Annotated in this window: 28 protein-coding genes; 13 read left to right on the top strand and 15 right to left on the bottom strand. The window is 43.7% G+C overall.

From position 1 onward, the window contains the following. The first annotated feature begins 98 nt into the window (after positions 1-98). Positions 99-416, top strand: a complete 318-nt coding sequence (locus tag B0I27_RS08095; protein ID WP_106292732.1) for a hypothetical protein — start codon at positions 99-101, stop codon at positions 414-416. A 17-nt stretch (positions 417-433) separates the two neighbouring features. Here B0I27_RS08095 and B0I27_RS08090 read toward each other — a convergent pair whose 3' ends face one another. After that, positions 434-1,696 carry an MFS transporter gene (locus tag B0I27_RS08090; RefSeq protein ID WP_106292731.1) on the bottom strand — a complete coding sequence of 421 codons (1,263 nt, stop codon included), beginning with the start codon at positions 1,694-1,696 and terminating at the stop codon, positions 434-436. 104 nt (positions 1,697-1,800) lie between these two features. On the opposite strand from B0I27_RS08090, the gene B0I27_RS08085 reads away from it, so the two are divergent. The 4 genes from B0I27_RS08085 (at position 1,801) to B0I27_RS08070 (ending at position 3,951) form a co-directional block, all read left to right on the top strand. After that, positions 1,801-2,235 carry a MarR family winged helix-turn-helix transcriptional regulator gene (locus B0I27_RS08085; RefSeq protein WP_106292730.1) on the top strand — a complete coding sequence of 145 codons (435 nt, stop codon included), beginning with the start codon at positions 1,801-1,803 and terminating at the stop codon, positions 2,233-2,235. An 8-nt stretch (positions 2,236-2,243) separates the two neighbouring features. Beyond that, entirely contained in the window at positions 2,244-2,693 is a 450-nt protein-coding gene (locus B0I27_RS08080; protein WP_106292729.1) for a GNAT family N-acetyltransferase, read from the top strand. Positions 2,694-2,755: 62 nt separating this feature from the next. Continuing rightward, positions 2,756-3,328: a helix-turn-helix domain-containing protein gene (locus tag B0I27_RS08075; protein ID WP_106292728.1), complete on the top strand. Its 573-nt coding sequence runs from the start codon at positions 2,756-2,758 to the stop codon at positions 3,326-3,328. Positions 3,329-3,339: 11 nt separating this feature from the next. Further along, a complete protein-coding gene (locus B0I27_RS08070; RefSeq protein ID WP_106292727.1) occupies positions 3,340-3,951 on the top strand; it encodes a hypothetical protein in 612 nt (203 codons plus the stop codon). A gap of 3 nt (positions 3,952-3,954) precedes the next feature. Here the strand turns inward: B0I27_RS08070 and B0I27_RS08065 are convergent, their stop codons facing one another. Continuing rightward, positions 3,955-5,814 carry an Nramp family divalent metal transporter gene (locus tag B0I27_RS08065; RefSeq protein ID WP_106292726.1) on the bottom strand — a complete coding sequence of 620 codons (1,860 nt, stop codon included), beginning with the start codon at positions 5,812-5,814 and terminating at the stop codon, positions 3,955-3,957. A 101-nt stretch (positions 5,815-5,915) separates the two neighbouring features. Here B0I27_RS08065 and B0I27_RS08060 point away from each other — a divergent pair, with 101 nt between their 5' ends. Then, positions 5,916-6,386, top strand: coding sequence for an Lrp/AsnC family transcriptional regulator (locus tag B0I27_RS08060; RefSeq protein WP_106292725.1), 471 nt, complete (start codon positions 5,916-5,918; stop codon positions 6,384-6,386). On the opposite strand, the gene ung is transcribed toward B0I27_RS08060, so the two are convergent. After that, positions 6,383-7,057: a uracil-DNA glycosylase gene (gene ung, locus B0I27_RS08055; RefSeq protein WP_106292724.1), complete on the bottom strand. Its 675-nt coding sequence runs from the start codon at positions 7,055-7,057 to the stop codon at positions 6,383-6,385. The genes B0I27_RS08060 and ung overlap by 4 nt on opposite strands. Before the next feature lie 69 nt (positions 7,058-7,126). Here ung and B0I27_RS08050 point away from each other — a divergent pair, with 69 nt between their 5' ends. Next, positions 7,127-7,678, top strand: a complete 552-nt coding sequence (locus B0I27_RS08050; RefSeq protein ID WP_106292723.1) for a hypothetical protein — start codon at positions 7,127-7,129, stop codon at positions 7,676-7,678. A gap of 11 nt (positions 7,679-7,689) precedes the next feature. Here the strand turns inward: B0I27_RS08050 and B0I27_RS08045 are convergent, their stop codons facing one another. The 5 genes from B0I27_RS08045 to B0I27_RS08025 form a co-directional block, all read right to left on the bottom strand. After that, positions 7,690-7,902, bottom strand: coding sequence for a hypothetical protein (locus tag B0I27_RS08045; protein ID WP_106292722.1), 213 nt, complete (start codon positions 7,900-7,902; stop codon positions 7,690-7,692). A gap of 87 nt (positions 7,903-7,989) precedes the next feature. Beyond that, on the bottom strand, positions 7,990-9,711 hold the full coding sequence (lysS, locus tag B0I27_RS08040) for a lysine--tRNA ligase (protein ID WP_106292721.1): 1,722 nt from the start codon (positions 9,709-9,711) through the stop codon (positions 7,990-7,992). A 59-nt stretch (positions 9,712-9,770) separates the two neighbouring features. Further along, on the bottom strand, positions 9,771-11,684 hold the full coding sequence (locus B0I27_RS08035) for an AMP-dependent synthetase/ligase (protein WP_106292720.1): 1,914 nt from the start codon (positions 11,682-11,684) through the stop codon (positions 9,771-9,773). Positions 11,685-11,784: 100 nt separating this feature from the next. Then, positions 11,785-12,111, bottom strand: a complete 327-nt coding sequence (locus B0I27_RS08030; RefSeq protein ID WP_106292719.1) for a HesB/IscA family protein — start codon at positions 12,109-12,111, stop codon at positions 11,785-11,787. Between the two features lie 75 nt (positions 12,112-12,186). Then, positions 12,187-13,380: an IscS subfamily cysteine desulfurase gene (locus B0I27_RS08025; protein WP_106292718.1), complete on the bottom strand. Its 1,194-nt coding sequence runs from the start codon at positions 13,378-13,380 to the stop codon at positions 12,187-12,189. Positions 13,381-13,599: 219 nt separating this feature from the next. Between B0I27_RS08025 and B0I27_RS08020 the strand changes: the two genes are divergently transcribed. The 6 genes from B0I27_RS08020 (at position 13,600) to B0I27_RS07995 (ending at position 18,442) form a co-directional block, all read left to right on the top strand. After that, positions 13,600-13,848 (top strand): type B 50S ribosomal protein L31, encoded by a 249-nt coding sequence (locus tag B0I27_RS08020; RefSeq protein ID WP_106292717.1) that lies wholly within the window; start codon positions 13,600-13,602, stop codon positions 13,846-13,848. A 64-nt stretch (positions 13,849-13,912) separates the two neighbouring features. Continuing rightward, a complete protein-coding gene (locus B0I27_RS08015; protein ID WP_106292716.1) occupies positions 13,913-15,106 on the top strand; it encodes a putative sugar nucleotidyl transferase in 1,194 nt (397 codons plus the stop codon). Beyond that, positions 15,103-15,870 carry a triose-phosphate isomerase gene (gene tpiA / locus B0I27_RS08010; protein ID WP_106292715.1) on the top strand — a complete coding sequence of 256 codons (768 nt, stop codon included), beginning with the start codon at positions 15,103-15,105 and terminating at the stop codon, positions 15,868-15,870. The genes B0I27_RS08015 and tpiA overlap by 4 nt, the downstream gene beginning before the upstream one ends. Positions 15,871-15,873: 3 nt before the next feature. After that, a complete protein-coding gene (prmA, locus tag B0I27_RS08005; RefSeq protein WP_106292714.1) occupies positions 15,874-16,710 on the top strand; it encodes a 50S ribosomal protein L11 methyltransferase in 837 nt (278 codons plus the stop codon). Positions 16,711-16,725: 15 nt separating this feature from the next. After that, complete coding sequence (locus B0I27_RS08000; protein WP_106292713.1) at positions 16,726-18,096, top strand: UDP-N-acetylmuramate--L-alanine ligase; 1,371 nt, start codon at positions 16,726-16,728, stop codon at positions 18,094-18,096. Positions 18,097-18,100: 4 nt separating this feature from the next. Next, positions 18,101-18,442: a helix-turn-helix domain-containing protein gene (locus B0I27_RS07995; protein WP_106292712.1), complete on the top strand. Its 342-nt coding sequence runs from the start codon at positions 18,101-18,103 to the stop codon at positions 18,440-18,442. A 28-nt stretch (positions 18,443-18,470) separates the two neighbouring features. Here the strand turns inward: B0I27_RS07995 and B0I27_RS07990 are convergent, their stop codons facing one another. From B0I27_RS07990 to B0I27_RS07965, 7 genes are all read right to left on the bottom strand, one after another. Then, positions 18,471-19,589: an N-acetyltransferase gene (locus B0I27_RS07990; RefSeq protein ID WP_106292711.1), complete on the bottom strand. Its 1,119-nt coding sequence runs from the start codon at positions 19,587-19,589 to the stop codon at positions 18,471-18,473. Between the two features lie 75 nt (positions 19,590-19,664). After that, positions 19,665-19,799 (bottom strand): hypothetical protein, encoded by a 135-nt coding sequence (locus tag B0I27_RS17800; RefSeq protein WP_281260335.1) that lies wholly within the window; start codon positions 19,797-19,799, stop codon positions 19,665-19,667. A 164-nt stretch (positions 19,800-19,963) separates the two neighbouring features. Beyond that, a complete protein-coding gene (scpB, locus tag B0I27_RS07985; protein WP_106292954.1) occupies positions 19,964-20,509 on the bottom strand; it encodes an SMC-Scp complex subunit ScpB in 546 nt (181 codons plus the stop codon). 179 nt (positions 20,510-20,688) lie between these two features. Continuing rightward, positions 20,689-23,616, bottom strand: a complete 2,928-nt coding sequence (locus tag B0I27_RS07980; protein ID WP_181276718.1) for a sensor histidine kinase — start codon at positions 23,614-23,616, stop codon at positions 20,689-20,691. Between the two features lie 5 nt (positions 23,617-23,621). Further along, positions 23,622-24,392, bottom strand: a complete 771-nt coding sequence (locus B0I27_RS07975) for a LytR/AlgR family response regulator transcription factor (RefSeq protein WP_106292709.1) — start codon at positions 24,390-24,392, stop codon at positions 23,622-23,624. Between the two features lie 53 nt (positions 24,393-24,445). Then, positions 24,446-25,570, bottom strand: a complete 1,125-nt coding sequence (gene mqnC / locus B0I27_RS07970) for a cyclic dehypoxanthinyl futalosine synthase (protein WP_106292708.1) — start codon at positions 25,568-25,570, stop codon at positions 24,446-24,448. 69 nt (positions 25,571-25,639) lie between these two features. Then, entirely contained in the window at positions 25,640-26,623 is a 984-nt protein-coding gene (locus tag B0I27_RS07965) for a YpdA family putative bacillithiol disulfide reductase (protein WP_106292707.1), read from the bottom strand. Between the last annotated feature and the right edge of the window lie 34 nt (positions 26,624-26,657).

The raw sequence follows: 26,657 nt of genomic DNA, 5'->3' as shown, positions 1-26,657 counted from the left end.
GAATCGTATAAACACGTGTTTTGAAGCTGCGTTGGAGTATGCTAAAACCATTTCATCAGATTTTTATTATAGAATAGAAATAATCTAAAAAACTATCTATGAAATACAAAATCTTAGCAGTGCTGGCAGTGGCGGGTGTGTCACTTGCGAGCTGTGGGTCCAACAATCAAAACAGTTCAGATTCGGACACATCGATGATGGAGAACTCCAGCATGGATACAGTTGGAGGAACCTCAACAATGACTGATTCTATCAGTACCGATAATAGCGGTGTAAGCTCTGGTTCAGGCTCAGCGACTGGAATGGATACTACTGGTGGCACCGGAACAGGTGGAACCGGAACTAACGGTAGCGGAACAGGTACTGGAACAAGTTCTGGATCGAACGGAAGCGGTTCTGCACCGACTCCGAGATAGTTAACGAAGGCTGCAGCTTAGGAATAATATGCAGCCTTCTCCCTTTGTCTCAACTTCATTTTTATAGCATGGAACCGGCTTTGCAGCTGGTTCTTTTTGTGTAGTAGTAGTCCGCCTGTTATAAGCAATCCTGCCAGTCCCTCAATAAAAACAACCGTTTGAGTACCCCATCGATGTGCAAGAAAGCCGATCAGCAGGCTTCCTAGCGGAAGTATGCCTTGATTTGCCATGATGTAGTAGCTAATGATGCGTCCTCTCATATCGGGATGCGAGTGCGTTTGTATGTAAGTGTTGATGGAGGAGTTCTGGACCATTAAGCCGGTTCCCGCAAACGCTGTGAAGATTAGCGCGGTGATTAGTGAAGGCGAAATAGCCAGGGCCAGAACTGAAAATGACAATATGAATCCAGAGATGATAGTCACTTTGTTCAGATCGGTTTTAGACGTTAATTTCGCCATATAGATCGCTCCGATAAGGGCGCCAAGTCCCGCGGCACTTTCAAACCAGCTGAAGGTAGTTGCATCACCACTGAAGATATCTTTTGCAAACACAGGAAGAAGGGTGATGAAGGGAATAATCAGCAGGCTGGAAGCGGCCATAGTCAGAATCAGCGGAAAGATATCCCTGGAGGATACCACGTGCTGGAAACCTTCCTCCAGGTCTATCCAAATGTTCTGCTTGGGTTTGATCTCCTGTTTGATCTCCAACTTCATCAGCATGAGACATACCAATACAGCAATAAAGCTGAGGAAGTTAACGAGAAAACACAGCTCTTCGCCGAGGGTACTTAAAACAATACCGGCAAGCGCAGGTCCGATGAGTCGCGCCGAGTTAAAGACTGTGGAATTGAGCGCGATAGCGTTTGGAAGGTCTTCTTTTTTGTCAACAAGGTCTATCATTAGCGATTGTCGTGCGTTTACGTCGAATGAGTTGATAATTCCCTGGATCAAGCTCAATGCTCCGATCCAGAGGATGTTGTAATACTGAAACCAAACCATGAGCGCCAGGATTCCTGCCTGAAGCATGAGCGCTACCTGTGTAAACATCAGAACCCGGTACTTATTATACCTGTCAACGAGGCTCCCGGCGAAGGGCGAGAGGAACAGCGAAGGTATCAGGCTCAGAAAGGTAACGGCACCAAGAAGAAACGCCGAACCGGTAATTCTGTAGACGAGCCAGCTTATTGCTACCCGCTGCATCCAGGTGCCGATAAGTGATATAGCTTGTCCGGTGAAAAATAAACGATAATTGGGATATTTAAGTGAACGGAATATATGCATAGAAGACTATAGTAAAGTAGATTTACAAATTTAACGCTTTATTAGTCCGTTATGATAATTATATAGTCATATTATAATTACCTTTGCAGTGTAGTTTGATTGTTATGGGATACCCGGATTATGAATTAGCCGCTCAATTACGAAGCGTTGCTACAAGGCTGACGAGGCAAATTAGAAAGCAGAATATCCGTACAGATTTCTCCAATAGCGAGATTTTGACGATGGCTTTGCTGGACCAGTATGGCGCACTGTTGCCATCCGATCTGGCCGATCTGGAACGAGTATCCAAGCAAGCAATATCTCAAACTATCAATCGTTTGTTTGAAGCGGGATATGTTCAGCGGAATTATATAGAGACGGATAAACGTAAGGTTGTGATCTCTCTGACGGAGAAGGGCTCTACGATGTTGGCCGAAACCCGGCGTATAAAAGAGGAGTGGCTCGCCAAAGCGATGTCAGAAGTATTCTCAAATGAAGAACTTGCATTAATTAAGGCATTTTTACCCTTGCTGCAACGTATTACAGATTATAACGGTTAATTTCGGCAATGTCATATATCAAGATAACAAAGAGGTTTCAGGATCTCAGTCTCGAGCAACTCTATCAGATATTACAGCTTCGCAATGAAGTGTTTATCGTTGAACAGAGATGTGCCTATCAGGACCTGGATCATCTGGATGGGCAGTGCCATCATCTGATGATGTATGATGAAGGTCGTCTGATTGCGTATGCGAGGATCATTCCACCGGGCATAGCGTACAAAGAAGCTTCAATAGGACGTATCCTGACGCACGCCAATTACCGGGGGAAGGGGGTTGGCGCTATGATGATGAAGCTGATTTTATCGGACCTGGAGGATTTGCTTGGAAACCGCCCTGTTAAAATCGGCGCCCAGTTATACGCTGAAAAATTTTATGAGAAGTTTGGGTTCGTTAGGAGCAGCGATGTATATGATGAAGATGGGATTGAACATATTCAGATGATCAAATCATTCTGAAGTACATAGAAAACGTTTTCTTCGTTATGTAATTATAATAATAATAAGTCCAGCTTATCCGTATGACAGAGATCTACATTAAAAATATGGTTTGTCCGCGTTGTATATCAGCCGTCAGGCAGATCATTGAAGAACAGGGCCTGCTTATTGAATCGGTCGTATTGGGTCACGCGCGGATAGGCAGTGTTGTTGACAACGTTAAGATCGCGGATATAGCCAGGGCGCTCCAGTCTCAGGGTTTCGAACTGATTGACAGTGGCCAGAACAGGCTTGTGGAAGGTATCAAGACCTTGATCATCGATACCATCTTCCATCAGGCTGACGCTGTGAGACGATGGAACTGGTCTGCAATGATAGCCGATTCCCTGTCTCATGACTACAATTACCTGAGTACTTTATTCTCTGCCACGGAGGGTATAACCATTGAAAAATATATCATCAGGCAGAAGGCTGAGCGTGTTAAAGAGCTGCTATGCTATAATGAACTTAGTTTAAAAGAAATAGCTTATACGCTTGGCTATAGCAGTGCTGCGCATCTTTCGACGCAGTTTAAGCGCGTAACATCTTATACACCCGGACAGTTTAAGGCCATGCAGCATAAGCGCGATAACCGCATTCCTCTCGACGCCATTTGAAAAAAGACGTAATGAAATATTCCCGGATCATTTTTACATTCCTCTTTGTTGTTTCTGTTTTCTCTTGTGGGCTGAAGACTCAGGTTAATCAGCTGGAAGCCCTTCAGTACTGTGTCTTTGGGGTCAATTCTATAGACAGTGTTTATATTGCTAACGTTCCCGCTGACCGGTTGGTAGGGAAGAGCGGATTTAACATAAGCCGGGCTCCGCAGCTTGCTTTCGCCTTCTTGCAGCAGAAAGTTCCCTTGAAAGCGCGCCTTGATCTGGGAATTAGCAATCCGGGAACGGAAGACGCCGGTATAAACGATTTTGAATATATACTGATGCTGGCAGATTATGAATTACTCCGTGGCGTTTATGAGCAGGCGATATTAGTGCCGGCTAACGGAGCTGAAGTGGTGGTGCCTTTCGCTATAAATACGGATATATATCCCGTCATTTCTAAACCTGAGAATCAACGTGTACTGGCTGACTTCTTTTCTGCTTCAAAAGATACATCAGTCACTATTACACTGAAAATTAAGCCGAATATTATTGTAGCGGACCAGAAAGTTTCCTATCCGGGATATATAGACATCAAAAAGGAGCTGAGTAACCGCGAAGTGATGAATTATTTGAAGTAGGATTTATTCTCTTACGATCAGAATAGGTATCTTAATCCGGTGCCTCACCGCATTTACGGTTGTGCCAAAGATCATGTCTTTCATCGTTTGATGGCCATGTGCTCCCATAACCAATAAATCAAGCTGGTTATCGATTGTCAGTTTCACAATTGCCGGCGCCACGTTCCCATAACCTACACGTATCTGAGCATTGTAGCCTAACTTCTCCAGATTGAGACGATATATGTCGAGGTTATCAGTATCACTCTTTGTCTCAAAGTCCATAACCGTGTCTCCATGATAGCGTGCTCCGGCTGTTTCGACGATATGGATAAGAAAGTAGTTGGCATTCTTGCCCCCCTGCATAAGAGCATGCTCGATCGTGGCTTTATCATTCTTGGAAAAGTCTACAGGAATACCAATGGCAGTGTAAGAAACATTTTCGACACTCGGGATTTCCAGTGCCTTTCCGTGAGGAACGTTGGAAGGGATCATAGCCGGTGTTTTGAAGAAGGGATGGAAGGACACGTAGAACAGCAAGGCGATTACTGCCAGAACTAAGGGCACGATGAAAATATATAACCACCAGTTATTGTTGGTGTGCATCCATGCATAGATCTCTTCGTAGACGAGTTTTATATTCAGGCTTACAATGATGATAGCACTCAGCCAGGCCAGAACTTTCACCCAGGGCTTAATGGCAAATTCACCCATCTTCTTTTTATCTGACGTAAAATGGATCAGTGGAATTACGGCGAAACCGAGTTGCAGACTAAGAACGACCTGACTGAGGATAAGCAGTTCGCCCAATGCTCCCTCGCCGAAGTAAAGTATGGTAAAAAATGCGGGGATGATAGCCAGCAAGCGCGTGAGCAGCCGCCTGAGCCAGGGTTGAATGCGAAGCTTGATATGGCCTTCCATTATTATTTGTCCGGCTAAAGTTCCGGTAACGGTAGAACTCTGTCCAGCGGCAATCAACGCGATAGCAAAAAGGGCAGGAGCAAGGGATCCAAAGATATTGTCGAGCAACTTATGTGCATCCTGGATTTCCGCGACTTCGAAGTAGCCATTTTTGTGAAAGGCGGTAGCTGCAAGGATCAATATGGACGCATTTACGAAGAAGGCCAGGTTCAACGCAATGCTGGTGTCGATTAGGTTGTACTTCAGCGATTCCTTGATGCCTTTGCTCGTTCTTTCGATCTTTCTGGTCTGAACCAGGGAGGAATGGAGATAAAGATTATGGGGCATGACTGTTGCGCCCAGTATTCCGATGGCGATGTATAATGCGTCGCCACTCAGCATGGAGGGTTCTAAACCGCCGATGACGTCTTTCATTTCAGGTTCGATGATGAACATTTCCACCAGGAATGAAAGACCTACAATAAAGACCATAGAAAGGATAAAGCTTTCCATGACCTGCATTCCCTTGTTTAACAGAAAGAGTAACAAGACTGTATCGAGGATGGTAATGGAAACGCCCCAAATCATTGGGAGACCAAACAGGAGGTTCAGTCCGATAGCCATACCAATAATCTCCGCGAGGTCGCAGGCTATGATAGCGATCTGCGCAAGTATAAACAGCGGAAAGTTGGCCCATTTAGGATAAGCATTTCTTGATGCTTGCGCCAGATCGAGCCCCTGAACTACGCCCAGACGCACGCTGAGCGACTGCAAAAGGAGTGCGATTAAATTAGACATCAGCAACACCCAGATCAGTTGGTATCCAAACTGGCTGCCTCCGGCGAGGTCGGTTGCCCAGTTGCCAGGGTCCATATAACCAACACTGACCAAGTATGCGGGTCCCAAAAATGATAAGAGCTTCCGCCAGCCTTTTTTGCCGGCAGTAATTACAGAGGAATGTACTTCTCCAAGTGATTCGTTCATGTTTAAGTTGCGCGTTAAGCAAACCTAATAAAAAAATTAGATTACTCTAAAATAAAAATTCTTTCTAAATTGTTTTAAATTGGCTCCATAATTAGAATAATATGCCGTTCCAACCCGATAAAACAGATTTGCAAATTCTGAAGCGACTCCAGGAAAATGGACGAATCACCAATTTGCAGTTATCAAATGAGATTGGTCTTTCGCCTGCGCCCACGCTTGAGCGTGTAAGAAAGCTCGAGAATTCGGGAATGATCAAGAGCTATCATGCGGTAGTCGATGAAGAAGAACTCGGGCTGGGTATCAAAACTTTCATACAGATCCAATTAGATTTTCATCATAACAACACCATACAAACTTTTGTTGATGAGGTGAAAAAGATTGATGAGATAACGGAATGTCACCATGTTACCGGTGGTTGTGATTTTATTCTGAAGGTTTATGTCAAAGACATCAAATCTTACGAAAAGCTGATTATGGAGAAGATCGGTAAGATTCAGGTTGTGAAAACATTCCAAACCATGATGATCCTTTCAACCAGCAAAAAGGAAGCCGTGCTCCCTTTTTCCTATTAGATCTGCCAGTTGATGGGCGTCTTTCCCTGATTCTTCAAAATCTCATTGGTTTTGGAGAAATGCCGGCATCCGAAGAATCCGTTATAGGCAGAATAGGGGGAGGGGTGTGCTGCAGTCAGGATGGTATGTTTTTTCTCATCGATCAAAGGGATTTTAGCTTGAGCGTTTTTCCCCCACAGCAGGAATATTACTCCTGAACGCTTTTCGGACAGGGTTCTAATAACCTGGTCTGTGAAGATCTCCCAGCCTTTTTTATGGTGTGAGGCGGGCTCAGCTTTCCTGACAGTGAGTGTGGCATTGAGAAGAAGTACTCCCTGGTCTGCCCATTGAGTAAGCTCGCCGTGTTGAGGTATGACGAAACCGGAAATATCACTTTGAAGCTCTTTGTAGATACTTCGTAAGGAAGGAGGGATGCCCACCCCCTTATGTACCGAGAAAGAGAGACCATGTGCCTGTCCGTTCCCATGGTAGGGGTCCTGTCCGAGGATTACAACTTTCACCTCTTCAAAGGGGGTGTGATCAAAAGCGTTAAAAATCAATGGACCCGGAGGAAAGATTACTTTTCCTTCCTGCTTTTCTCTTTGCAGAAAAGCTCTCAGATTTTTCATGTAAGGCTTTTCAAATTCATCTGCAAGAACAGCTCTCCAGGATTCATTTATTAACGCAGTCATAATGGTATATTTTTGGTTTTAGGATCGAAATAAGCGATATTTGCCAACTATTTAATAAGAAATACAAATATGCCAAATTTCGTCAGATTAATAATCGCCTTCGCCTTGTTAGGGGCAACCGTTGCCTTAATGTTCTTTAGTTATTGGGGCTGGGGAGTGCTGGTGCTTTTACTATCTATTATCGTCTTTGTTACCTTTTTCTTCAACGAGAAGATGCTGATAGCACAATATTATCTGAGAAAGGAAAATATGGAAGCTTCGGAGCTCTGGTTAAAAAAGATTAAAAATTATGAAAGCGAACTTTTGAAAGCGCAGCATGGTTATTATCATCTTTTAATCGGTTTAATTGAATCACGAAAAGCGCCTTTACAGTCTGAGAAATATTTCAAGAAATCCCTTGCTCTGGGAATGACGATGGATCATAACATTGCCCTGGCGAAGCTTAGCCTGGCGGGTATTGCCATGGCAAAGCGCAACAAGCGCGAGGCTACGATGTACCTGCAGGAGGCCAAAAAGGCGGATAAAAACAAGTTGCTGGCTGAGCAAATTAAAATGATGCAGGGACAGATGGGACAGCTGGACAAGCAGCAGGTTCAGACGAGAGGCTTCAGACCGAGATAGGTCTTTGCCCTTTATTTATCGTCCAGGTGGTCGAATAGGTTGTTCCTTTGATCGTTTGCTCTTCTGCTGATGATATCTTCTTCATCTTCGTTAAGCATCGATTTGAAAAATGTTTCGGCCTGAATACGCTTGATAAGCGTGTTGATCAACGAGAGGTCAAAGTCTTGCTTGTTTAGCTTAATGAGATATTCGTTTTCTGTTATCTCGATACTGGATAAATTCATAGTTATTCTTTTGATAACGAAAATAAGAAAGCCCTGTAAACTTAATGTTTGCAGGGCTTTATCTTTATGTTAAGCTATGGGGAAGGTTTATTCAAACCATTCCATTACGGCTTCCTTTGACGGAACTGAAATATCGAGTTTTAGCTTTTTGCGCATTCCTCCTAAGTCGTTGAAGACTTTATTTGGATTGGCGGCCTTGAGCTCTTCTATGGTATTGAATCCCATCTTTAAAAGTACAGGTACCCATTCTTCCGGTACGCCTATCGCTACGTAGTCGCTTACAGAAGCTACTTTCAATTTCTTTTCGGCGCGCATCTGAGGGAAGAAAAGAACTTCCTGAATAGTGCTTTGGTTGGTCATCAGCATGACGAGACGGTCGATTCCGATACCCAATCCGGCTGTAGGCGGCATGCCATATTCAAGTGCCCTTAGGAAGTCTTCGTCCATTGCCATGGCTTCTTCGTCGCCCCGGTTGGCCAGCAGGAGCTGGTCTTCGAAACGTGCTCGCTGATCTATAGGGTCGTTAAGTTCCGAGTATGCGTTACCGATTTCCTTGCCGAGAACGAAAAGTTCAAAGCGCTCGACCAGGCCTTCTTTGCTTCTGTGTTTCTTGGCAAGCGGGGTCATTTCGATAGGGTAATCGGTAATGAAGGTAGGCTGGATCAGGTTGGCTTCCACTTTTTCGCTGAAGATCTCGTCTATCAGCTTTCCTTTGCCCATTGATGCGTCTACCTCTATATTTAAGTCACGGCATACCTGACGTAGTGAGGCTTCGTCCATGCCTGATACATCGATACCAGTGTATTTCTGTATGGATTCGAACATGGACAGTTTTTCATACGGTCCGGTAAAGTCAATTACATGTTGTCCGACAGTCACTTTGGACTGGCCGTGAATAGCGAGGGCGATCTTCTCCAGGCATTCCTCTACCATACCCATCATCCACACGTAGTCGCGATAAGCGACATAGATTTCCATCGCTGTGTATTCTGGATTATGTGTGCGGTCCATACCTTCGTTACGGAACATCTTACCGAATTCATATACTCCATCAAAACCGGCAACAATCAGACGCTTCAGGTAAAGTTCGTTCGCGATGCGGAGGAACAGAGGCATGTCCAGGGTATTGTGATGAGTTTTGAATGGTCTCGCTGCTGCACCTCCGTGTATGGATTGCAGTATCGGCGTTTCCACCTCCATCCAGCCCTGGCTGTCGAAATAGTTACGCATGGTGCTGATAACCTTGGAGCGATTGATGAAAATCTGCTTAAGCTCTGGGTTCACAGTCAGGTCTACGTAACGCTGGCGGTAGCGCATTTCAGGATCTGTAAATCCGTCGAATATATTCCCTTCTTCGTCGCGTTTCACCACAGGGAGTGGCTTAAGTGACTTTGAAAGTAATGTCATTTCGGTAACGTGGATCGATATTTCGCCAGTCTGAGTGGTAAACACAAAGCCTTTCACACCGATGAAATCACCTATATCCAGTAGTTTCTTAAATACGGTGTTGTAAAGTGTTTTGTCTTCTCCGGGACAGATATCGTCACGCTTGATATAGACCTGCATTCTTCCGGTTGAATCCTGTAATTCGGCAAAAGATGCGCTACCCATGATTCGGCGGCTCATGATTCTGCCGGCGAAGCTGATATTTTTGTACGAAGTTTTATCTCTTTCGTAGTTTCTCAGAATATCTTCAGTGGTAACATTTATTTGATATGCCTCTGCGGGATAAGGATCTATTCCCAGATTGCGTAGCTGCTGCAGTGCCTCACGGCGTATAATTTCCTGTTCGGATAAGCCAATACTCATTCTTTGTAATTTTTGCAAATATAGATATTCGAGCGTAGTGTACCAATCTATGCCGGTTTTTACTCGTTAAAACTTTCCTCGGTATAAAGCATGTTTATATCGTCGGCATATTTCTTCTCTATCACCTTACGCTTTGCTTTGAGCGAAGGAGTCATTTCTCCGGCCTCTATAGAGAAAGGAAGGCGTTTGACTTTAAAATTTTTGATACGTTCGAATTTAGCCAGTTCTCCGGATAGTCTTTTGATATCGTCAGCAATCCAGGAGATGACCTCGGCTTCTGATATAAACATCTCGGGGCGTTCGAAGAACTCTTCCGTGAAGCCAAAAGCTTCCTGTAGCGATTCTTTCGAAGGGACGACAATGGCGGTAATGTATTCCCGTTTGTCGCCGATGAGGAATATCTGTTCGATCTTCTGGCTTTTCAGGTACGTGTTTTCTACCGGGGTAGGATAGATGTTCTTACCGAAAGAATTTACCAGAATGTTTTTTATTCTGTCTGTTATTTTGAGATTTCCCTTGAAAAACTGTCCAATATCCCCTGTATGAAACCAGCCGTCATGATCGATCACCAGAGCTGTTTCTTCGCCTTTGTTCCAATATCCCTTCATAACGCAGTGGCCTCTGACAATAATTTCTCCTTCGGGTGATTGGAGGTTTTCGTCGAAGGACTGATGTGTCTGAACCGTATGTATTTTCTTCGTATCTACATCCTGGATGCCGACTTCGATACCCGGAAGGATGCGGCCAACGGTTCCGTAGATCTGCCTGTCATACTCGGTAACAGACATCACCGGGGAGGTTTCGGTAAGCCCAAAACCTTCCAGTACTTTGATTCCAAGGTTCCCGAAGAATTCACCAACATTTTTTGGAAGTGCTGCTCCGCCTGAGATAAAGAACTTAAGGTTGCCCCCTGTTTTTTCCTTTATTTTGCTGAATACCAGCCTGTCTGCCAGTTTCTGCTGAACTGATAATAAAATGCCGGGTGATTTGCCTGCTTCGATTACTGTCCGGTATCTTTCCCCGGTTGCCAGAGCCCAGTTGAAGATTGCAGCTTTTGGTCCACCGCCCTGTGTGCCACTCTTTATTGCTTTGTCATGGATGCGTTCGAGTAGTCGCGGTACGCAGGCCATAATACTTGGCTTCACTTCTTCCATGTTGCGTGCCAGCAGCTCCAGGCTTTGTGAAAAGGCAATGCGACATCCTGCGGTACAGGAGATGTGATAAGTTGCGGTGCGTTCAAATACATGTGAAAGCGGCAAAAAAGACAAGAACATGTCATCTTTGGTGACGACCGGAATTTGTAGCAGGCTGGCTTTCGCGTTTTCCACGAAATTGGCGTGGGAAAGCATGACTCCCTTGGGGATGCCGGTAGTGCCGGAAGTATATATTAATGCAGAGAGGTCAGATGGAAGGATGGCTTCCCGACAGGCGTCAATCTGTTTTTTACGCTCAGTAAGAGATTTTTTTCCTTCTTCTATCAGCTGTTTAAAACCGATGATTCCGGCGCTGATGTTGACGTCCTGAACGTGTTTTTCGAACTGATCGAAAGCGGGGATGATACGCTGGAGCGAGGGACAGTTATTGGCCACCTTGAATATCTTCTTCAAAAGAAACGCCGTTCCCACGATGATTGTTCGAATACCTGCATCGTTGATAATGTATTCGATTTCGTTTTCCGTAAGGGTAGGATATATGGAAACATTTACAGCGCCTATCTGCTGCAGGCCCTGATCATAAAAGATATACGACGGTGAATTCTCCAGTATGAGCCCCAGGCGGTCGCCTTTCCGGATGCCCATGTCCAAAAAATAAGAAGAAATCGCGTCGGCAGTGTCCAGCGTCTCTTTATAGCTAATTTCCTTCCATGAATCGCCCGCCTTATGTAAAAGGAAAGTATGGTTCTCCGGATGAATACCAGATACTACATTGCGAAGCAGAGAAGGAACGGTATTGGGTTCTTTGGTATGATGCATCTAAGTTATATTGGTTGCCAAAACAATTTACTGATATTATGACAGATATACAAAAAGGGGCTTTAGGCCCCTTTTTACATCACAAAGATATTATTTTGTGTTAAACTGAAAAACTTTCTCCACACCCGCACGTACGTGTCGCATTTGGGTTGTTAAAGCTGAAGCCCTTACCATTGATCCCGTCGGAAAAATCAAGTTCAGTGCCTGCCAGATAAAGAAAAGACTTCATATCTAATGCTATTTTGATGCCTTTGTCTTCAAAGAATTGATCATCAGCTTTAGTTATGTTATCAAAATCCATATTGTAAGACAAACCTGAGCAGCCACCGCTTTGAACAGAAACCCTGAGGAAGTAGGATTCATCGTAATTTGAGTCTTTAACCAAATCTTCGATTCGCGCTTTTGCTTTTTCTGTTACTGTTATCATTGTATTGGTGTTTTGATCATTAATTTAACAACGAGCTTATGAACATGTTTGTTGTGTAATCGTTGTCCGGATGTATTATTTGGATGAATTGTTTGTTTCTTGTTTCATTATCCAGGCCGGGGAGATACTTCTCAGATGGTTTACAGCTTTGGTCACCTGTTCGATGCTGAAGTCTATTTCTTCTTCAGTATTGAAGCGGCCCAACGAGATACGTATGGCGGAGTGTGCAAGTTCGTCGCTAAGGCCAAGCCCTTTTAGTACGTAAGAGGGCTCCAATGATGCAGAGGTGCAGGCTGATCCGGACGAAACCGCGATACCTTTCATGGCCATCATCAGCGCCTGTCCGTCAACGTGTTCAAAGGAGATGTTCAGAACGTTCGGTAATCTGGCGGACCGGTCTCCATTGATATAAGCTCCTTCGATCTTTTGAAGTGCCGACTCTAGTTTATTGCGGAGATGAAGGATTTTGGATTGCTCTTCAGATCCGATAGAAGCGCACAGTTCTGCCGCTTTCCCTAGTCCCACGATACCGGGGACATTCAGGGTCCCTGAGCGAAAGCCACGTTCATGCCCCCCTCCGTGAATCTGTGGCGAGAGAGTCACCCTAGGATTCCGTCGCCTTACATAAAGGGCGCCAACTCCTTTCGGGCCATACATCTTATGTGCAGAAAGTGCAAGCATGTGAATGCCGTCGTCTACTACGTTCACCTGAGTTTTACCGATGGCCTGGGTGGCGTCTGAAAAGAACAGAATATGGTGATCAGTCGCTATTTGCGCGATTTCCCTCATCGGCTGTATGACGCCTGTTTCATTATTAGCATACATAATTGCTATCAGAATAGTAGCGGGAGTAATAGCAGCCCGGAGATCCTGAAGGTCGATTAGGCCTTCTTTGTTTACAGGCAGGTAAGTGACATCAGCACCCATTCTTTCGAGGTACTTGCAGGAATCGATCACTGCCTTATGCTCCGTAACGCAGGTGATGATATGATTGCCTTTGGAACGGTAGCTCTCAAAGGTGCCTTTAAGTGCCAGATTTATTGCTTCGGTTGCTCCGGATGTAAAAATTATTTCTGTGTTGTTTGCGCCTATCAGATCGGCAATCTGTTGCCTGGCTTTATCTATGGCTTCCTCAGCAATCCAGCCAAAACTATGGTTGCGGCTAGCTGCATTACCAAACTTATTTGTAAAGTACGGCAGCATTGCATCCAATACCCGCTGTTCCACCGGAGTTGTTGAATTATTGTCGAGATAGATAGGGAGATTCATAGTTCTGTCTGGAGCGTAGCTGTGCAAAGGTAGCAAAAGTTTGAGGGGTCAGAAGATTTTGGTCAGATTCAACCCACTTTAATACGTCATTTTTTTGACATAATGAATGATTGTTCTATATTTGCCACTTGAACCGGTAAGCGATGCTAAATAAAGTGAAATTACATTTTGATGTAATGGAAAATTATTTCATATTTGCGCCCTGAAAAAGTTTAGATCATGAAGGCTGATTTGCACCCAAAAAATTATAGATTAGTTGTTTTTAAAGACATGTCAAACGACTATTCTTTCATTACAAAATCTTGTATTGAAACTAAGGAATCCATTAAATGGGAAGACGGTAACGAGTACCCTCTTATTAAATTGGAAATCTCTCACACATCTCACCCGTTCTATACAGGAAAGATGAAACTGGTAGATACTGCCGGTCGTATTGATAAATTCCGCACACGTTACTCTAAGAAGTAATATTTCTCAAAATATTTTTGAAAGTCCGGGTGTACAGCCCGGACTTTTTTTATTTTTGCCCTTAATGACCATTACCTTATTTGACGATTCTGCCCGCGATAGCTTATTGCCTCTGACGTTTACAAGGCCTGTTGCCAGACTAAGAGTCGGAATTTTGACGATAGCAGAAAAATGGGCGAAGCGACTGGATAGCGATGTTGCCTTTCTGACGGTAGCATATCTTCAGGAAAAGTTTCCTTACCATCATGATCCTGTTAGTTTATTTATAAACGGTTCTGTATGTCCGGACGAGTACCTGGTTGAAGCGATCAGTAAGCTTGAAACCGGCGAAGCGCTATATGCTTCCGATCTTTTGCTCGCAGCAAGGGGAGCTACAGCAGAGTCGGGCATCCCCGTCATAGACCTTGAAGGTTTTAAACTGATTTCCTATGCCCGGGACTTCAGTAGGATTATGCATCCGGAGCACATATTCATGCAAAACGAAGAAGAGATTCTTCGCGATTTCGAATTAGTAACCTCCGGTAGGACTTCTGCTTCGCTAAGCTCCACTAATACTGTTCTGGGCGACCAGATTTTCGTGGAGGAAGGAGTGGAAGCAGAGTGCAGTACTTTCAATACCCTGAAAGGTCCGATTTATCTGGGCCGTAACTCCGGTGTATGGGAAGGATCCATGGTTCGAGGAGCTTTTGCATTGTGTGAGGGCGCACAGCTAAAAATGGGTACCCGGATCTATTCCAAAACAACCATTGGTCCATACTGCCGTATTGGAGGCGAAATAAATAATGCCGTTATAATGGGCTATTCATCAAAAGGACATGACGGTTACCTCGGGAACTCGGTTATTGGGGAATGGTGTAATCTGGGGGCGGATACGAATAATTCAAACCTAAAAAACAACTATGCTTCGGTGAAGCTTTGGGATTATGCGAACGACCGCTATAGAGATACCGGTTTGCAGTTCTGCGGCCTTATTATGGGTGATCACTCCAAGTGCAGCGTAAATACGATGTTTAATACAGGAACAGTCGTCGGTGTCAGTTCCAATGTTTTCGGAGCAGGCTTTCCCCAACATTTCGTGCCCGACTTTTCATGGTACGAAATTGGGAACAATGCCGAGTATCGTTTAGATAAGGCTATTGAGACAACGGAACGTGTTTTCGCCCGGAGAGAAAAAGAGCTGGATACAGTAGAAAGGGGTATCTTTGCAGCGATATTCGATTTAACCAAACATTACAGAAATATAAAAACTAAATTATGAGAAAAAAGATCGTTGCAGGAAACTGGAAGATGAACCTTGACTATTCAGCAGGGCTAAGTTTATTCTCTGAAGTGCTTAACATGGCGAAGGATGAAATCCGTGGAGATCAGAAACTGGTTGTATGTCCGCCAAGCCCTTACCTGTATAGCCTTAGTCAAATGGCAGGTCAGACGACGAACGTGAGCATCGGCGCACAAAATAGCCACCAGGCAGAAGCAGGAGCGTATACAGGTGAAATATCAGCATCTATGGTGAAGTCGGTTGGCGCGGAGTATGTTATTCTGGGTCATTCAGAGCGACGTCAGTATTTTGGTGAGACCAACGAGCTTCTGGCTGAAAAGACCAGGGCCGCTATAAAAGCAGGTTTGAAGCCGATCTTTTGTATCGGAGAAACATTGGAAGAAAGAAATGGAAATACGCATTTTGACGTAATTAAAAGACAACTTTCGGAAGGTGTTTTTGAACTCGGAGTGGGAGATTTTTCGACTATCGTTCTTGCTTATGAGCCCGTTTGGGCAATTGGCACAGGGGTGACAGCAAGTCCGGAGCAGGCTCAGGAAATCCATGCGTTTATCCGCAAGGAAATTGAAGCAAGATACGGAGACGCGGTTGCCGAAGACACGACCATATTATACGGAGGTAGTTGTAACCCGAAAAATGCGGCAGAGCTCTTTTCGCAGGCAGATATTGATGGTGGACTGATAGGAGGTGCATCTCTTAAATCAAGGGACTTTCTTGACATTGCAAAAGTTTTTAATAACTAAGATTTGAATTACTACGAGTTTGTTTTTAAAATAGAACAAGACGAAGAAGTTTATCGGGACCTGCTCATCCATTCTCTGGGTGAAGCAGGTTTTGATACTTTTGAGGAGACCGAAGGCGGCTTTAATGCCTACATAGCGGAGAGCCTGGCCGAAGGGGTAGATGTTGAAAAGCTTCTTTCTTCGTTCCGAAATATGGTCACTTTTTCGTATGAGAAAAGATTTGTGCCCCAGAAGAATTGGAACGAGGTATGGGAGAGCAATTTTGAACCGCTAACGATCGGCAACCAATGCTATGTTCGGGCTACGTTTCATGAACCGCGGCCGGAGTTTCCCATCGAGATTGTCATTGATCCCAAAATGTCGTTTGGTACGGGACACCATCAGACGACTTCGATGGTTATGGAGTTTATTCTGACGATGGATTTTGTTGGAAAGTCGGTGCTGGATATGGGATGCGGAACTGCGATTTTGGCGATACTTGCGGGGAAAAGAGGGGCCAGAGATATTACAGCGATTGATTATGATCCGGTTTGCTACGAAAGTACACTGGAAAATATTACGTTGAATGACGTGAGCTTCATTAAGGCCCTGTGCGGGTCCAAAGAAGTGATTCCTGACCGAAAATATGATGTTGTACTAGCGAACATCAACAGGAATATCCTGCTGGATCAAATTGAGCGCTATGCAGAGGCGCTCGACTCAGGAGGAATCTTGATCTTAAGCGGCTTTTACAACGAAGATTGCGAGATACTGCTGCAGAAGGCGGCGGAATTCGGTATACAATTTTCTGAAAAACAACTGTCGGATAACTGGGCATCACTTAAATTGGTGAAAGCCTGATCTAATCATTTATATATGCGCCTACATTTTATAGCAATAGCGGGCAGCGCCATGCACAATCTGGCAATCGCTCTGAAGCTAAAGGGATATGAGATATCTGGTTCAGACGATGCAATCGTTGAGCCTTCATCATCCCGGTTGAAGAAGCACGGAATTTATCCAGACGAACTGGGTTGGAATGCAGAGCGCATTCAGCCGAATCTTGATGCAGTAATTTTAGGAATGCATGCGCGGGTAGATAATCCTGAATTGCTGAGAGCGCAGGAGCTGGGGATCAAAGTTTATTCCTATCCAGAATATATCTTCGAGCAGTCAAGAGACAAGCAGCGGGTGGTGATTGGAGGGAGTCACGGAAAGACTACCATAACCTCGATGATTCTGCATGTATTACAAAAATGTGATATCGATTTTGATTATCTGGTAGGAGCTCAGCTGGCCGGCTTTGAAACAATGGTTAGAATCACAGATGCAAAGGTCATCGTTATTGAAGGGGACGAATATCTGGCTTCGCCAATAGATCGGCGACCGAAGTTCCATCTGTATCACGCACATATAGGGGTTATTAGTGGAATCGCCTGGGATCACATCAACGTGTTTCCAACTTTTGAGAACTATGCTGAGCAGTTCGGCCTGTTCATAGACAGTATGGAACCAAGAGGGACACTGTTCTTTAATCAGGACGATGAAGCGGTGAAAGCTGTTATCAATAATAATCAATCAAATATACAGAAGATTGGATATTCAGCTATCGAGAGCGTAACGAGAAATGGGGTAACCTATCTACAAAACGGGAACGAGGAAACGGCTCTGCATGTTTTTGGAGAGCATAATTTATACAATATGCAGGCGGCTTTCTCAGTTTGCGAGAAGCTAGGTGTTAGTAATCAGCGGTTTTATGAGGCCATGGGGTCTTTCAAAGGAGCATCGAGAAGGCTGGAACTTCTGGCTTCTAATGAAAATACCTCGGTGTATAAAGATTTTGCTCATTCACCCTCGAAATTGAAGGCAACTGTTCAGGCGGTAAAGCGTCAGTTTCCAGACAGGGAGCTTGTTGCGGTGATTGAACTTCACACGTTTAGCAGCCTTAATCCTGATTTTCTTGGTGAATACAAAGGAAGTATAGACCATGCTGACATCCCGGTGGTGTATATCAATCAAAAAACTTTTGAGCAAAAAAAACTTACACCATATGATGAAGACATTGTAAAAGCAGCATTTGGTAATAATAAGTTGATTTTTTTTAATAATTGTGAAATATTGGACGAATTTTTGAGTTGTATTAATTATAAGGGTAAAAATTTGCTTCTTATGAGCTCAGGTAATTTTGGCGGACTGGATCTTGATGCAGTTGCCAAGAGAACAGCACATTATACACCTAAGAATTAACAAAATGAATACATTAGGAAAAAAAATCAGGCTCCTCCGCCATCAAAACGGCTGGAGTCAAGAGGACGTAGCCAAAAGGCTGGACATCTCTATTCCAGCGTTTTCCAAAATCGAAACAGGAATTACGGATATCAACTTGTCGCGGCTTGAACAGATCGCGAAACTATTTGATTTGTCTGTTATTCAGCTTCTGACGTATAACGACTCGGAAGAGCAGGAGAAATATGTTTCTGATCTGGAGGTAAGTAACAAGAAGCTCCGGGAGCGGGAGACGGAAATTATCGCGCTTCAGAAAAAGATCATCGATTTGTTTGATGAATTAAGACAGTCGAAAGTGCTGTCCTGAGGCCGCGGTAAAATTGCGGCTATCGCTATTAAAAGACCTTCCTTAGGGTCACGTGCTTTTTTCCGAAGGAAGCACCTGTAGCTTCATGGAGTGCGAGCATCTTGTCGTTAAAATCGCCTACCCATGACAGCTCGAGCTCTTTGTACCTACCAAGAGGTAGGACATATTCTTTCAGCTTAATAAACATTGCAGATTCCAGACCATGCTTCTGATAGGCGGTTTTCGTTCCCATTACGATGGCCCGCATTCTCGATACGCCCTTCCATCGAAGATAAAGGAATTTGATCTTTTCGATGAGGCCAAGCTTTCCGTTGAAAGATTTAATTATTTGATTAGCGTCAGGAAGAATAATAACGAAAGAAGCAGCTTCTCCGTTAACGTAAGAAAACCATATCAGGTTGGGATCCATGATTGTTTTCATCTTCCGAAAAGTTTCAATTATAGTGGCGTTATTAATTGGGACGAAATTATCGAAGTCTTTCCAGGCGTCGTTATATATTTCCATGAAGTCGCTGGCAAACTCGTCGATCTTCTTCGGGTCGAGTGGTTTAAAGCTATAGCCAGGCTTTTTGATCACCCAATTTGCAATCCGCGTGAAGCGTTCAGGAAAAGGCTTATTTACGTCGAGATGATTGGTTATTTGTTCGTAAAGAGGCTGAAAACCATAATTCTCAAATAATGCTTTGTAATAGGGGTGATGATAGTTCATGCCGTAAGACGGTTGAGTGAAACCTTCTACCAGCAGCCCCCAGAAAGTGTCGTTCTCTCCAAAGTTAATGGGACCATCCATCGCTTCCATACCATGTGATTTGAGCCATTCCCTGGCCGTGTCAAACAAATAGTTGGCCGCGTGCTGGTCGTTTACACATTCAAAAAAGCCTATTCCACCGGTTGGCTGTGGATACGTAAAAGCTTTGTTGTCGTTAATGAACGCTGCAACACGTCCCAAAGGGTCTCCGGAAGAGCTTTTTAAAGTCCACCTGATGATCTTACCGTGTTTGTGAAAATTGTTCTGTGAGGGATTAAACACTGCCTCCACATCGTTGTCAAGAGGAGAAACCCAAGCCTCAGCATCCTTATATATGATTCTTGCTATGTCTAGAAATTCCTTTCTGTCTTTTTTTGTCTTTACTTCAGTAATAATCATATTTACAAGGTTGTCAGGCTGTAGCTGTAAGCTATGAATTACAGCTACAGCCTGAATTAAGGCAGCGGAGCGCCTTTAAAACTCATCGTCGTCAAACTCATTTAAATCGTCGAAGCCACCAAGATCTTCAATCGGATCGGTAAATCCTTCCTCGTCTTCATTAAAAAGCTCGTCATCTAACTCTTCCGGTTTTGTCACTGAATTTTTCATGTTTCTATTTGCTCTAAAATTATTTTTTGCTTACCCACTTTAGGAGATATTCCCTCCTTTAAATTTAGAAAAATTTTGCTTCAGCTTGTTTTATTTTGGAGTCAAAAATAATAGAAAAATGGGCTTCTGAGAAACGTATTCATGCATTCTCATTCAGATGCATTTTAAATAATCTCCGTCTCCGACGGTAGATCCTTGATTTGAGGTAGTTCCGCTGCAGAATTAATTCCAAAGTAGTCCATAAATGTAGCGCTTGTGCTATAGAGTAAGGGCTTTCCAATAGCTTTAGACTTACCAGAGATGGCAATCAGATCTTTTTCAAGCAGCTTTTGTATCGTGTAGTCGCAGTTCACTCCGCGAATCTGTTCGACATCAAGCTTAGTGACAGGTTGTTTATATGCTATAATCGATAATGTTTCGAGAGCAGCCTGACTGAGCTTTTTCTTTGACCGCTGGATCTGCAATTTATGTACACTAAGATGATAAGCTGATTTCGTTAGAAACTGATATCCGCCGTTTATTTCTACGACTGAAAATGGAAAGGCATCATCACTGTATTTTCTCACGATCGTGTTAAGATGTTTCTGAAGGTCTGTCAAGGGTATGCTTACTTGGAAGATTTCCTGTAAGACGAGTGAAATATCTTTTTGGGTAATGCTTTGCTCCGATGCAAAGATCAGGGCTTCGATATGTTGTGCTATATTTTCCAATGGACTGCAAAGGTAGGCAAAGTAAAATTTAAGCAAAAAAAAAGCGGTGAAACTTTTGGGAAGCTTCAACCGCTAAACACACACTTAGATAAAAATATTTTTGTTTGTTGATTTCAGGTTAACAGCACAATAATAATGAATGGATCGATAGTCTATTCGGTGAATTGAGCTATCGGCTGCTATGAATGAGTAAACGGTTTCAAAGGAATCGTTACCGTGACAATTGTACCACCCGTAGGCTGTTGTGATACCGAAATGGACATCGTGCTTCGGCTGATTTTGTTCATCAGCCCAATTCTTTGTTGAGTTAGCTGCATGCCTCTGCTGATATGGTCGCTACTTTTTGATTTTAATGATTCATTGATGCCTATACCATTGTCACGAATAGTTAAAATCAGATTATCTTCGGCACTGATGATCTCGACATATATCTCCCCGGGATCATCCATCGGCATAATACCATGCCATATAGCGTTTTCCACGTAAGGCTGAAGGAGCATCGAGGGAATATAGGTATTGGCCAGATCAACGTCTGTATGGGTGGTGATGCTGTAGCTCATTTTTTCTCCAAAACGAAGCTTTTCCAGGGAAAGATATAATCCGAGGTAAGTGATTTCTTCCTCAATGCTGATATAGCTTTTATTGCAGATGTCGAGGTTTTTGCGGATCAATCTGGCAAAGCCGGTAAGCACCTGGTTTGCCATGGCATTATCTCTGGTATTGATGAAATATTGGATAGAGTTCATTACATTGAAGATAAAGTGAGGATTCATCATCGCTTGTAACGCCTGTTGCTCCAGAGATATCAATCTGGTTTTCGTAACTAACTTCTCTTTCTCCTTGACTTGTTTAACCCGGTAATACTTTCTCATGAGTAAAAAGAGTGAAAAAAACACAAAGGCAGTCGCGAGCGTAATGAACCACCAGCGCATCCATAAAGGTTGCTCAATATTCAGACGGATCTTTGTTGGGTTTGTCCAGCCCGTATACATGCTCTTCGCCCTTATTTCCAAATTATACCGGCCTGGTTTTAAGGAACTGAATTCTATTGTTTGCTCGTCCGTTTCGATCCATGGTTCTTTTAGGTTAGTTCTGTAGCTATACATCACTCGTTTAGGATTTGCATAATCCATAGAGATGTAAGTGACGCTGACATTATTCTCGCGGTGAGAGAGGTGTTTGATCTTCTCAAAGCTGGAGAGCTTATTGTTTACGGATACGGAACGTATAATCACGGGCGTCAATGACGTTGTTTTTGCTGAAGCTGTTTCTTTAAAAATGGTCAGACCGGTGTTACTGGCAATATAAGCGGTGTCTTTCAGTACATAAATATCGTTGATCTCATTTGATAAAAGCCCTTTTTCAGTATCGTAGTTATTGATCTTTGCAATATCGGCTTGAAAGCTCATCTTGCTTATTCCTTTTCCTGTCACGACCCAGACGTTTGTTCCCTCAACAAAAAGTTTTTTGCAGATGTTGCTTGGCAAGCCATCGCTCGTAGTTATTGTCTTGATGAGTTTACCACCTTTCACGACAAAAATGCCAAAGCCATAAGAAGAGCATAGAACTGTATTATCCGACAGCGTAGCGATATCGGTAATCCGATGTCTGAGTTGTGGGTACTTAGTATAAAGCTCAATCAGATTCTTTCCTTTTAAGTAATGGAGTCCCCGAATATTTGAAAACCATAAGTTACCGTCGCTGTCGTAGTGCACAGCGAAAGCACGACCAAGGACGCGCGACGAGGATGAGAGATTGGAGTAGGCACGTTGGCCGGTATCTTCATCTTTCAAAATGTAGACGCCTGAGGCTAACGCCACAGCCAGGCTGTTCTTGTTGTTCAGGCTGAACGACTTTAGGGCATAACGACTCCATTGAGGATCGTTGAGCAGATTGATTCGTTTTCCGTTACTGAGGATTTTTAGAAGGGTATTGTCGGATGCGTACCAGAGTGATCCGGAAGACGCCTGATAATATAGCTTTTTTACCGGGTCATAATTATTCGGAGGTTGGGAAAGGATGTTTTCAACTGTCTCACCCTTCAGGATGTCCAGACTTCCGTTGCTGTATCCGAGTAAAATTTCATCCTGAGTTTTGGCAATACTCGTTATAGCATCTGCCGATAGGCCATCTGATTTCGTGATGTGTCTTGTAAAGTTTCTCTGATAGGGTAGAAGGTAAACCCCTTTGCCTATAGTAGAGATCCAAATGTTCCCCTGTTTATCTTTTAGAATGTGAGATATGTTAAGATTCTTCAAATGAACTTCAGAAAGTTTGCTCTGGTTATTATAGACTATTAAACCGAAACCCATGGTTCCAATCCAGGTATTATTTGTTTCCATAAGCAGTCCGCTAACAACTGATGGGATTTTCTGCTGAGTATCACCTGCCTTCTTGGTAGTGTAGCCGTCGTATTGCATCAGGCCCGAAGCGCTCAGGAAGAGGATCTTATTGCGCTCATGATCTCGAAAGATTGCTTTTGGCGATGATGGGAAATCTTTTAGTGGCATTCGTACAAAGCCTTCCCGAGTTAGTTTAAAGACGGAGTGTTCCGAAAAGGCGATTAGTTCTTTTTGAGGGGTTTCTGTTACGAAGGCGTTGAGGAGAGAATGGTCTGAAGATGAGAAGATGCGGATTTTTCTATCTGCATCGATTTGGATCAGCCTATTTTGATTCGTTGAGAACCAAAGTCTTGACAATGAATCTTCATAAAAGGAGGTGAGGCTTCCGTTCCCTATGCTCTTTTTCAACCAAGGGTCAGTTGTGGTATTAAAGAAAGTTTCGTTGAAAAAGTAACTGAGTTTTCCGTTGAGTGTAAGGAACCAGATTCTTCCGGAGGAGTCCTCATGTATCTGAAGGACCTCATTGTCTGACAGTCCGTTGTCCATTGTGAATAACTCAAATTTATTACCGTCGAACCGGTTCACACCACTTTCCGTTGCAATCCAGATGAAATCTTTGCTGTCTTGAAAGATATAGTATACTGTTGAGTTAGCCAGACCATCGTTCACTGAATAGTGTCTGAAGTTTAGTGTCGCTGAAAAGCCGCTGATGCAGGATATCAACCCTAGGACGATCAAGGCTAGCCTGAGGTAGTTGAATTTCATCTTACTCATCTTTGGAAGTACAGTCGTGACCGCTCCTGAAACTCATTTGATTTTCTTCTCGAAACCGGCAGCGCCCTCCCGTCTTTCAAGATGACCTGGGTTCCATTTCTGGTGGAATACTCACTTACAAATCGGAAGTTAATTATTATCGATTTATGAATGCGCATGAAGCTGCCCTCTTCCAAATAGAGTTCAAACTCTTTGAGTGGTTTGGAGATCACGATCTTGTCGCCCTTCTTCAGGTGGAATACCGAATAGTTACTATCAGCTTCGACGTACACGATATCTTCGAGCTCGATAACATGATATCCGTGAGCATGCGGCAAAGTGATTTTGGATTTCGAGTCAGCTGTTTTTGTCCAATCTTCTGCTTTTTGTTCTTGTTTTGATGAAGCAGGCTGAGCGCTGATAAGCTCCGCCCATCTTACTGCTTTGTTTACAGACTCCTTTAGTTCGGAAATATCGATGGGTTTCAAAAGGTAATCTACTGCGTTTGACTTGATAGCTTTGAGTGCATACTGGTCATACGCAGTAGTGAAGATCACCATGACATTCTGCTTCTGCAATGCGGGGAGCAGGTCGAAGCCCGTTTCTCTTGGCATGGCGATATCCAGGAATGCGAGGTCTATACGATTGCTAGCGACAAAATCCCGGGCTTCCTGAGCGGATTGGGCAATATGGCTGACATGTACATCCGGACAGTTTTCCTGGATAAGAAAGAAGAGTGATTTTCTACTGTATTCTTCGTCGTCGACAATAATTGCTTGAAGAGTCATTTAGGTAATTTTGTTGAAAATACCTAAAATAACAATTAGTGGTGAATATGTCTTTAATACGTAATAGTTTGCTGTTGTAATTCTTGAGGAATTTCTCTGAAGCCATACTGCTGATTACGCAGCTGAGGTTCAAATCCTGCCTCACGTATCGACTGCTGTATGCCGGCTGAAGTGAAGCGGTGGGGCGCACCGGCGGCACTGACGACATTCTCTTCAATCATGATCGATCCAAAGTCATTAGCTCCAGCGTGGAGGCAGATTTGCGCTACTGCTTTTCCGACTGTTAACCAGGAAGCCTGGATGTTTTTGATATTTGGAAGCATGATACGACTCAACGACAACATTCTGATATACTCGTCAGCAGATACGTCGTTTTTAATTCCTCTCACCCTTTTAAGTAGGGTGCCATCATCCTGGAACGGCCATGGTATGAATGCGATGAAACCTTCTGTTCCCTCTGGCTTTTCGGACTGTACTTCTCGTATCCACACCAGGTGTTCAAAGCGTTCTTCAATTGTTTCCACATGGCCAAACATCATAGTTGCAGACGAACTTAGCCCCAGCTGATGTGCGGCCCGCATGACGTCGAGCCATTCTTTTCCGCCGCACTTGCCTTTTGATATCAGACGACGAACACGGTCATTTAATATTTCGGCTCCTGCACCAGGAAGCGAGTCGAGCCCTGATGCCATTAATTCTCTTAAGACCTCTGTATGACTTATTCCCTCGAGTTTTGCGATGTGAGCAATCTCCGGTGGGCCCAAAGAATGTAGTTTGAGAGTAGGATAGAGTTCTTTAAGCTGCTTAAATAGGTTAGCATAAAAAGCGAGACCCAAATCAGGATGATGTCCACCTTGTAAAAGGAGCTGATCTCCGCCGAGACGAAACGTTTCCTCGATTTTAACCTTGTAGGTTTCTATGTCAGTAATATAGCTTTCGGCATGACCGGGACGCCTGAAAAAATTACAAAATTTGCAATTGGCAATACACACGTTTGTAGTATTGACATTGCGGTCTATCTGCCATGTGACTTTTCCGTGAGGAACCTGTTTTTTACGGAGCTCATTAGCCGTATACATCAGTTCATTGGTAGTCGCATGTTTAAATAGGTAAACACCCTCTGCCTGACTAAGGAAATCAAAGTTGAGTGCTCTCTGCAATAGCTCCTGTATGTTCATCGCTGCAAAGATACTGAGTGTTTAACCGATTATTAAGAGAAATTTGGAAATGGGGTCATGAAAGGGTAATTAAATCTTCTGCGAGCGTATGTGTCTGATGATTTTTTCTGCATGCACACGCGAGTTTTCGATAAAATAGCTGTGCGTGTTCATTCCGCCGCACACCACGCCTGCAAGATAAATGTTCGGAACGTTGGTCTGCATGGTTTCTTCGCTATGAGTCGGCAGTTGCAGTTCGTCCCTTGAGCATTCGATACCGATATCTTTAAGGAAATTGAAATTGGGCAGGTAGCCCGTCATGGCAAGTACAAAATCGTTAGGAATCGAGACCGGGCCTTCTGGCGTGCGGATGGTTATATTCGTGGGTGTAATTTCTTCCAGAGACGAGTTGAAATATGCCTTGATGCTCCCTTCTTTGATGCGGTTTACAATATCCGGTCTAACCCAATATTTTACTCGATGGCTGATCTCTGAACCACGAATGATCATAGTAACATTCGCCGACTTTCGAAACGTTTCAAGAGCTGCGTCTACAGAAGAGTTTCCTGCTCCCACTACTGCCACATTCTGAAATGCGTAATAGTGCGGATCTTTATAATAATGCTTGACTTTAGGAAGCTCTTCTCCGGGTATATTCAATTTTACAGGCACGTCGTAAAATCCGGTAGATATAATTATGTTTTTCGCCAGGTAGGAACCTTTCACACTCCTTACTGAAAAAATGCCATCTGACTGCCGAAGCACATTCATGACCTCTTCAAAGAGTCGAATGTTCAGGTTAAAGTGTACAGCAGCACGTCGGTAATACTCAAGAGCTTCAGCCCTTGTGGGTTTCAAATTTACAGAGACAAAGGGGATACCACCAATTTCCAATTTCTCTGAAGTGGAGAAAAAGGTCATGTTTGACGGGTAGTTATAGAGGGAGTTTACCAGGCATCCCTTTTCAATGATCAGATAGGATAGACCAGCTTTCTGAGCCTCAATTCCGCAGGTTAGTCCAATTGGTCCTGCGCCGATTATAAGAACATCAACTTGGGTGGGGGTGTCGGACATTAGAGGAAGGGTAGAGTTAAAAAGAAACGTCCGT

The sequence above is a fragment of the Arcticibacter pallidicorallinus genome (assembly GCF_003002875.1).
Classification (GTDB): domain Bacteria; phylum Bacteroidota; class Bacteroidia; order Sphingobacteriales; family Sphingobacteriaceae; genus Arcticibacter; species Arcticibacter pallidicorallinus.
Note: the sequence above shows the minus strand (reverse complement) of the source record. Positions and strands in the feature narration are given on the sequence as shown.

What these genes read in the sequence shown, in the direction of transcription:
- B0I27_RS08030 (WP_106292719.1), bottom strand. Translation starts at nt 12,111, where the DNA reads ATGATAACAGTAACAGAAAAAGCAAAAGCGCGAATCGAAGATTTGGTT.
- B0I27_RS07980 (WP_181276718.1), bottom strand. Translation starts at nt 23,616, where the DNA reads ATGAAATTCAACTACCTCAGGCTAGCCTTGATCGTCCTAGGGTTGATA.
- B0I27_RS17800 (WP_281260335.1), bottom strand. Translation starts at nt 19,799, where the DNA reads ATGAAAAATTCAGTGACAAAACCGGAAGAGTTAGATGACGAGCTTTTT.
- B0I27_RS08065 (WP_106292726.1), bottom strand. Translation starts at nt 5,814, where the DNA reads ATGAACGAATCACTTGGAGAAGTACATTCCTCTGTAATTACTGCCGGC.
- B0I27_RS07975 (WP_106292709.1), bottom strand. Translation starts at nt 24,392, where the DNA reads ATGACTCTTCAAGCAATTATTGTCGACGACGAAGAATACAGTAGAAAA.
- lysS (WP_106292721.1), bottom strand. Translation starts at nt 9,711, where the DNA reads ATGAGTATTGGCTTATCCGAACAGGAAATTATACGCCGTGAGGCACTG.
- B0I27_RS07990 (WP_106292711.1), bottom strand. Translation starts at nt 19,589, where the DNA reads ATGATTATTACTGAAGTAAAGACAAAAAAAGACAGAAAGGAATTTCTA.
- B0I27_RS08085 (WP_106292730.1), top strand. Translation starts at nt 1,801, where the DNA reads ATGGGATACCCGGATTATGAATTAGCCGCTCAATTACGAAGCGTTGCT.
- B0I27_RS08050 (WP_106292723.1), top strand. Translation starts at nt 7,127, where the DNA reads ATGCCAAATTTCGTCAGATTAATAATCGCCTTCGCCTTGTTAGGGGCA.
- B0I27_RS08045 (WP_106292722.1), bottom strand. Translation starts at nt 7,902, where the DNA reads ATGAATTTATCCAGTATCGAGATAACAGAAAACGAATATCTCATTAAG.
- B0I27_RS08080 (WP_106292729.1), top strand. Translation starts at nt 2,244, where the DNA reads ATGTCATATATCAAGATAACAAAGAGGTTTCAGGATCTCAGTCTCGAG.
- tpiA (WP_106292715.1), top strand. Translation starts at nt 15,103, where the DNA reads ATGAGAAAAAAGATCGTTGCAGGAAACTGGAAGATGAACCTTGACTAT.
- B0I27_RS08000 (WP_106292713.1), top strand. Translation starts at nt 16,726, where the DNA reads ATGCGCCTACATTTTATAGCAATAGCGGGCAGCGCCATGCACAATCTG.
- B0I27_RS08020 (WP_106292717.1), top strand. Translation starts at nt 13,600, where the DNA reads ATGAAGGCTGATTTGCACCCAAAAAATTATAGATTAGTTGTTTTTAAA.
- B0I27_RS08035 (WP_106292720.1), bottom strand. Translation starts at nt 11,684, where the DNA reads ATGCATCATACCAAAGAACCCAATACCGTTCCTTCTCTGCTTCGCAAT.
- B0I27_RS08060 (WP_106292725.1), top strand. Translation starts at nt 5,916, where the DNA reads ATGCCGTTCCAACCCGATAAAACAGATTTGCAAATTCTGAAGCGACTC.
- B0I27_RS08015 (WP_106292716.1), top strand. Translation starts at nt 13,913, where the DNA reads ATGACCATTACCTTATTTGACGATTCTGCCCGCGATAGCTTATTGCCT.
- B0I27_RS08025 (WP_106292718.1), bottom strand. Translation starts at nt 13,380, where the DNA reads ATGAATCTCCCTATCTATCTCGACAATAATTCAACAACTCCGGTGGAA.
- B0I27_RS08095 (WP_106292732.1), top strand. Translation starts at nt 99, where the DNA reads ATGAAATACAAAATCTTAGCAGTGCTGGCAGTGGCGGGTGTGTCACTT.
- B0I27_RS07965 (WP_106292707.1), bottom strand. Translation starts at nt 26,623, where the DNA reads ATGTCCGACACCCCCACCCAAGTTGATGTTCTTATAATCGGCGCAGGA.
- B0I27_RS07995 (WP_106292712.1), top strand. Translation starts at nt 18,101, where the DNA reads ATGAATACATTAGGAAAAAAAATCAGGCTCCTCCGCCATCAAAACGGC.
- ung (WP_106292724.1), bottom strand. Translation starts at nt 7,057, where the DNA reads ATGACTGCGTTAATAAATGAATCCTGGAGAGCTGTTCTTGCAGATGAA.
- B0I27_RS08090 (WP_106292731.1), bottom strand. Translation starts at nt 1,696, where the DNA reads ATGCATATATTCCGTTCACTTAAATATCCCAATTATCGTTTATTTTTC.
- mqnC (WP_106292708.1), bottom strand. Translation starts at nt 25,570, where the DNA reads ATGAACATACAGGAGCTATTGCAGAGAGCACTCAACTTTGATTTCCTT.
- B0I27_RS08070 (WP_106292727.1), top strand. Translation starts at nt 3,340, where the DNA reads ATGAAATATTCCCGGATCATTTTTACATTCCTCTTTGTTGTTTCTGTT.
- B0I27_RS08075 (WP_106292728.1), top strand. Translation starts at nt 2,756, where the DNA reads ATGACAGAGATCTACATTAAAAATATGGTTTGTCCGCGTTGTATATCA.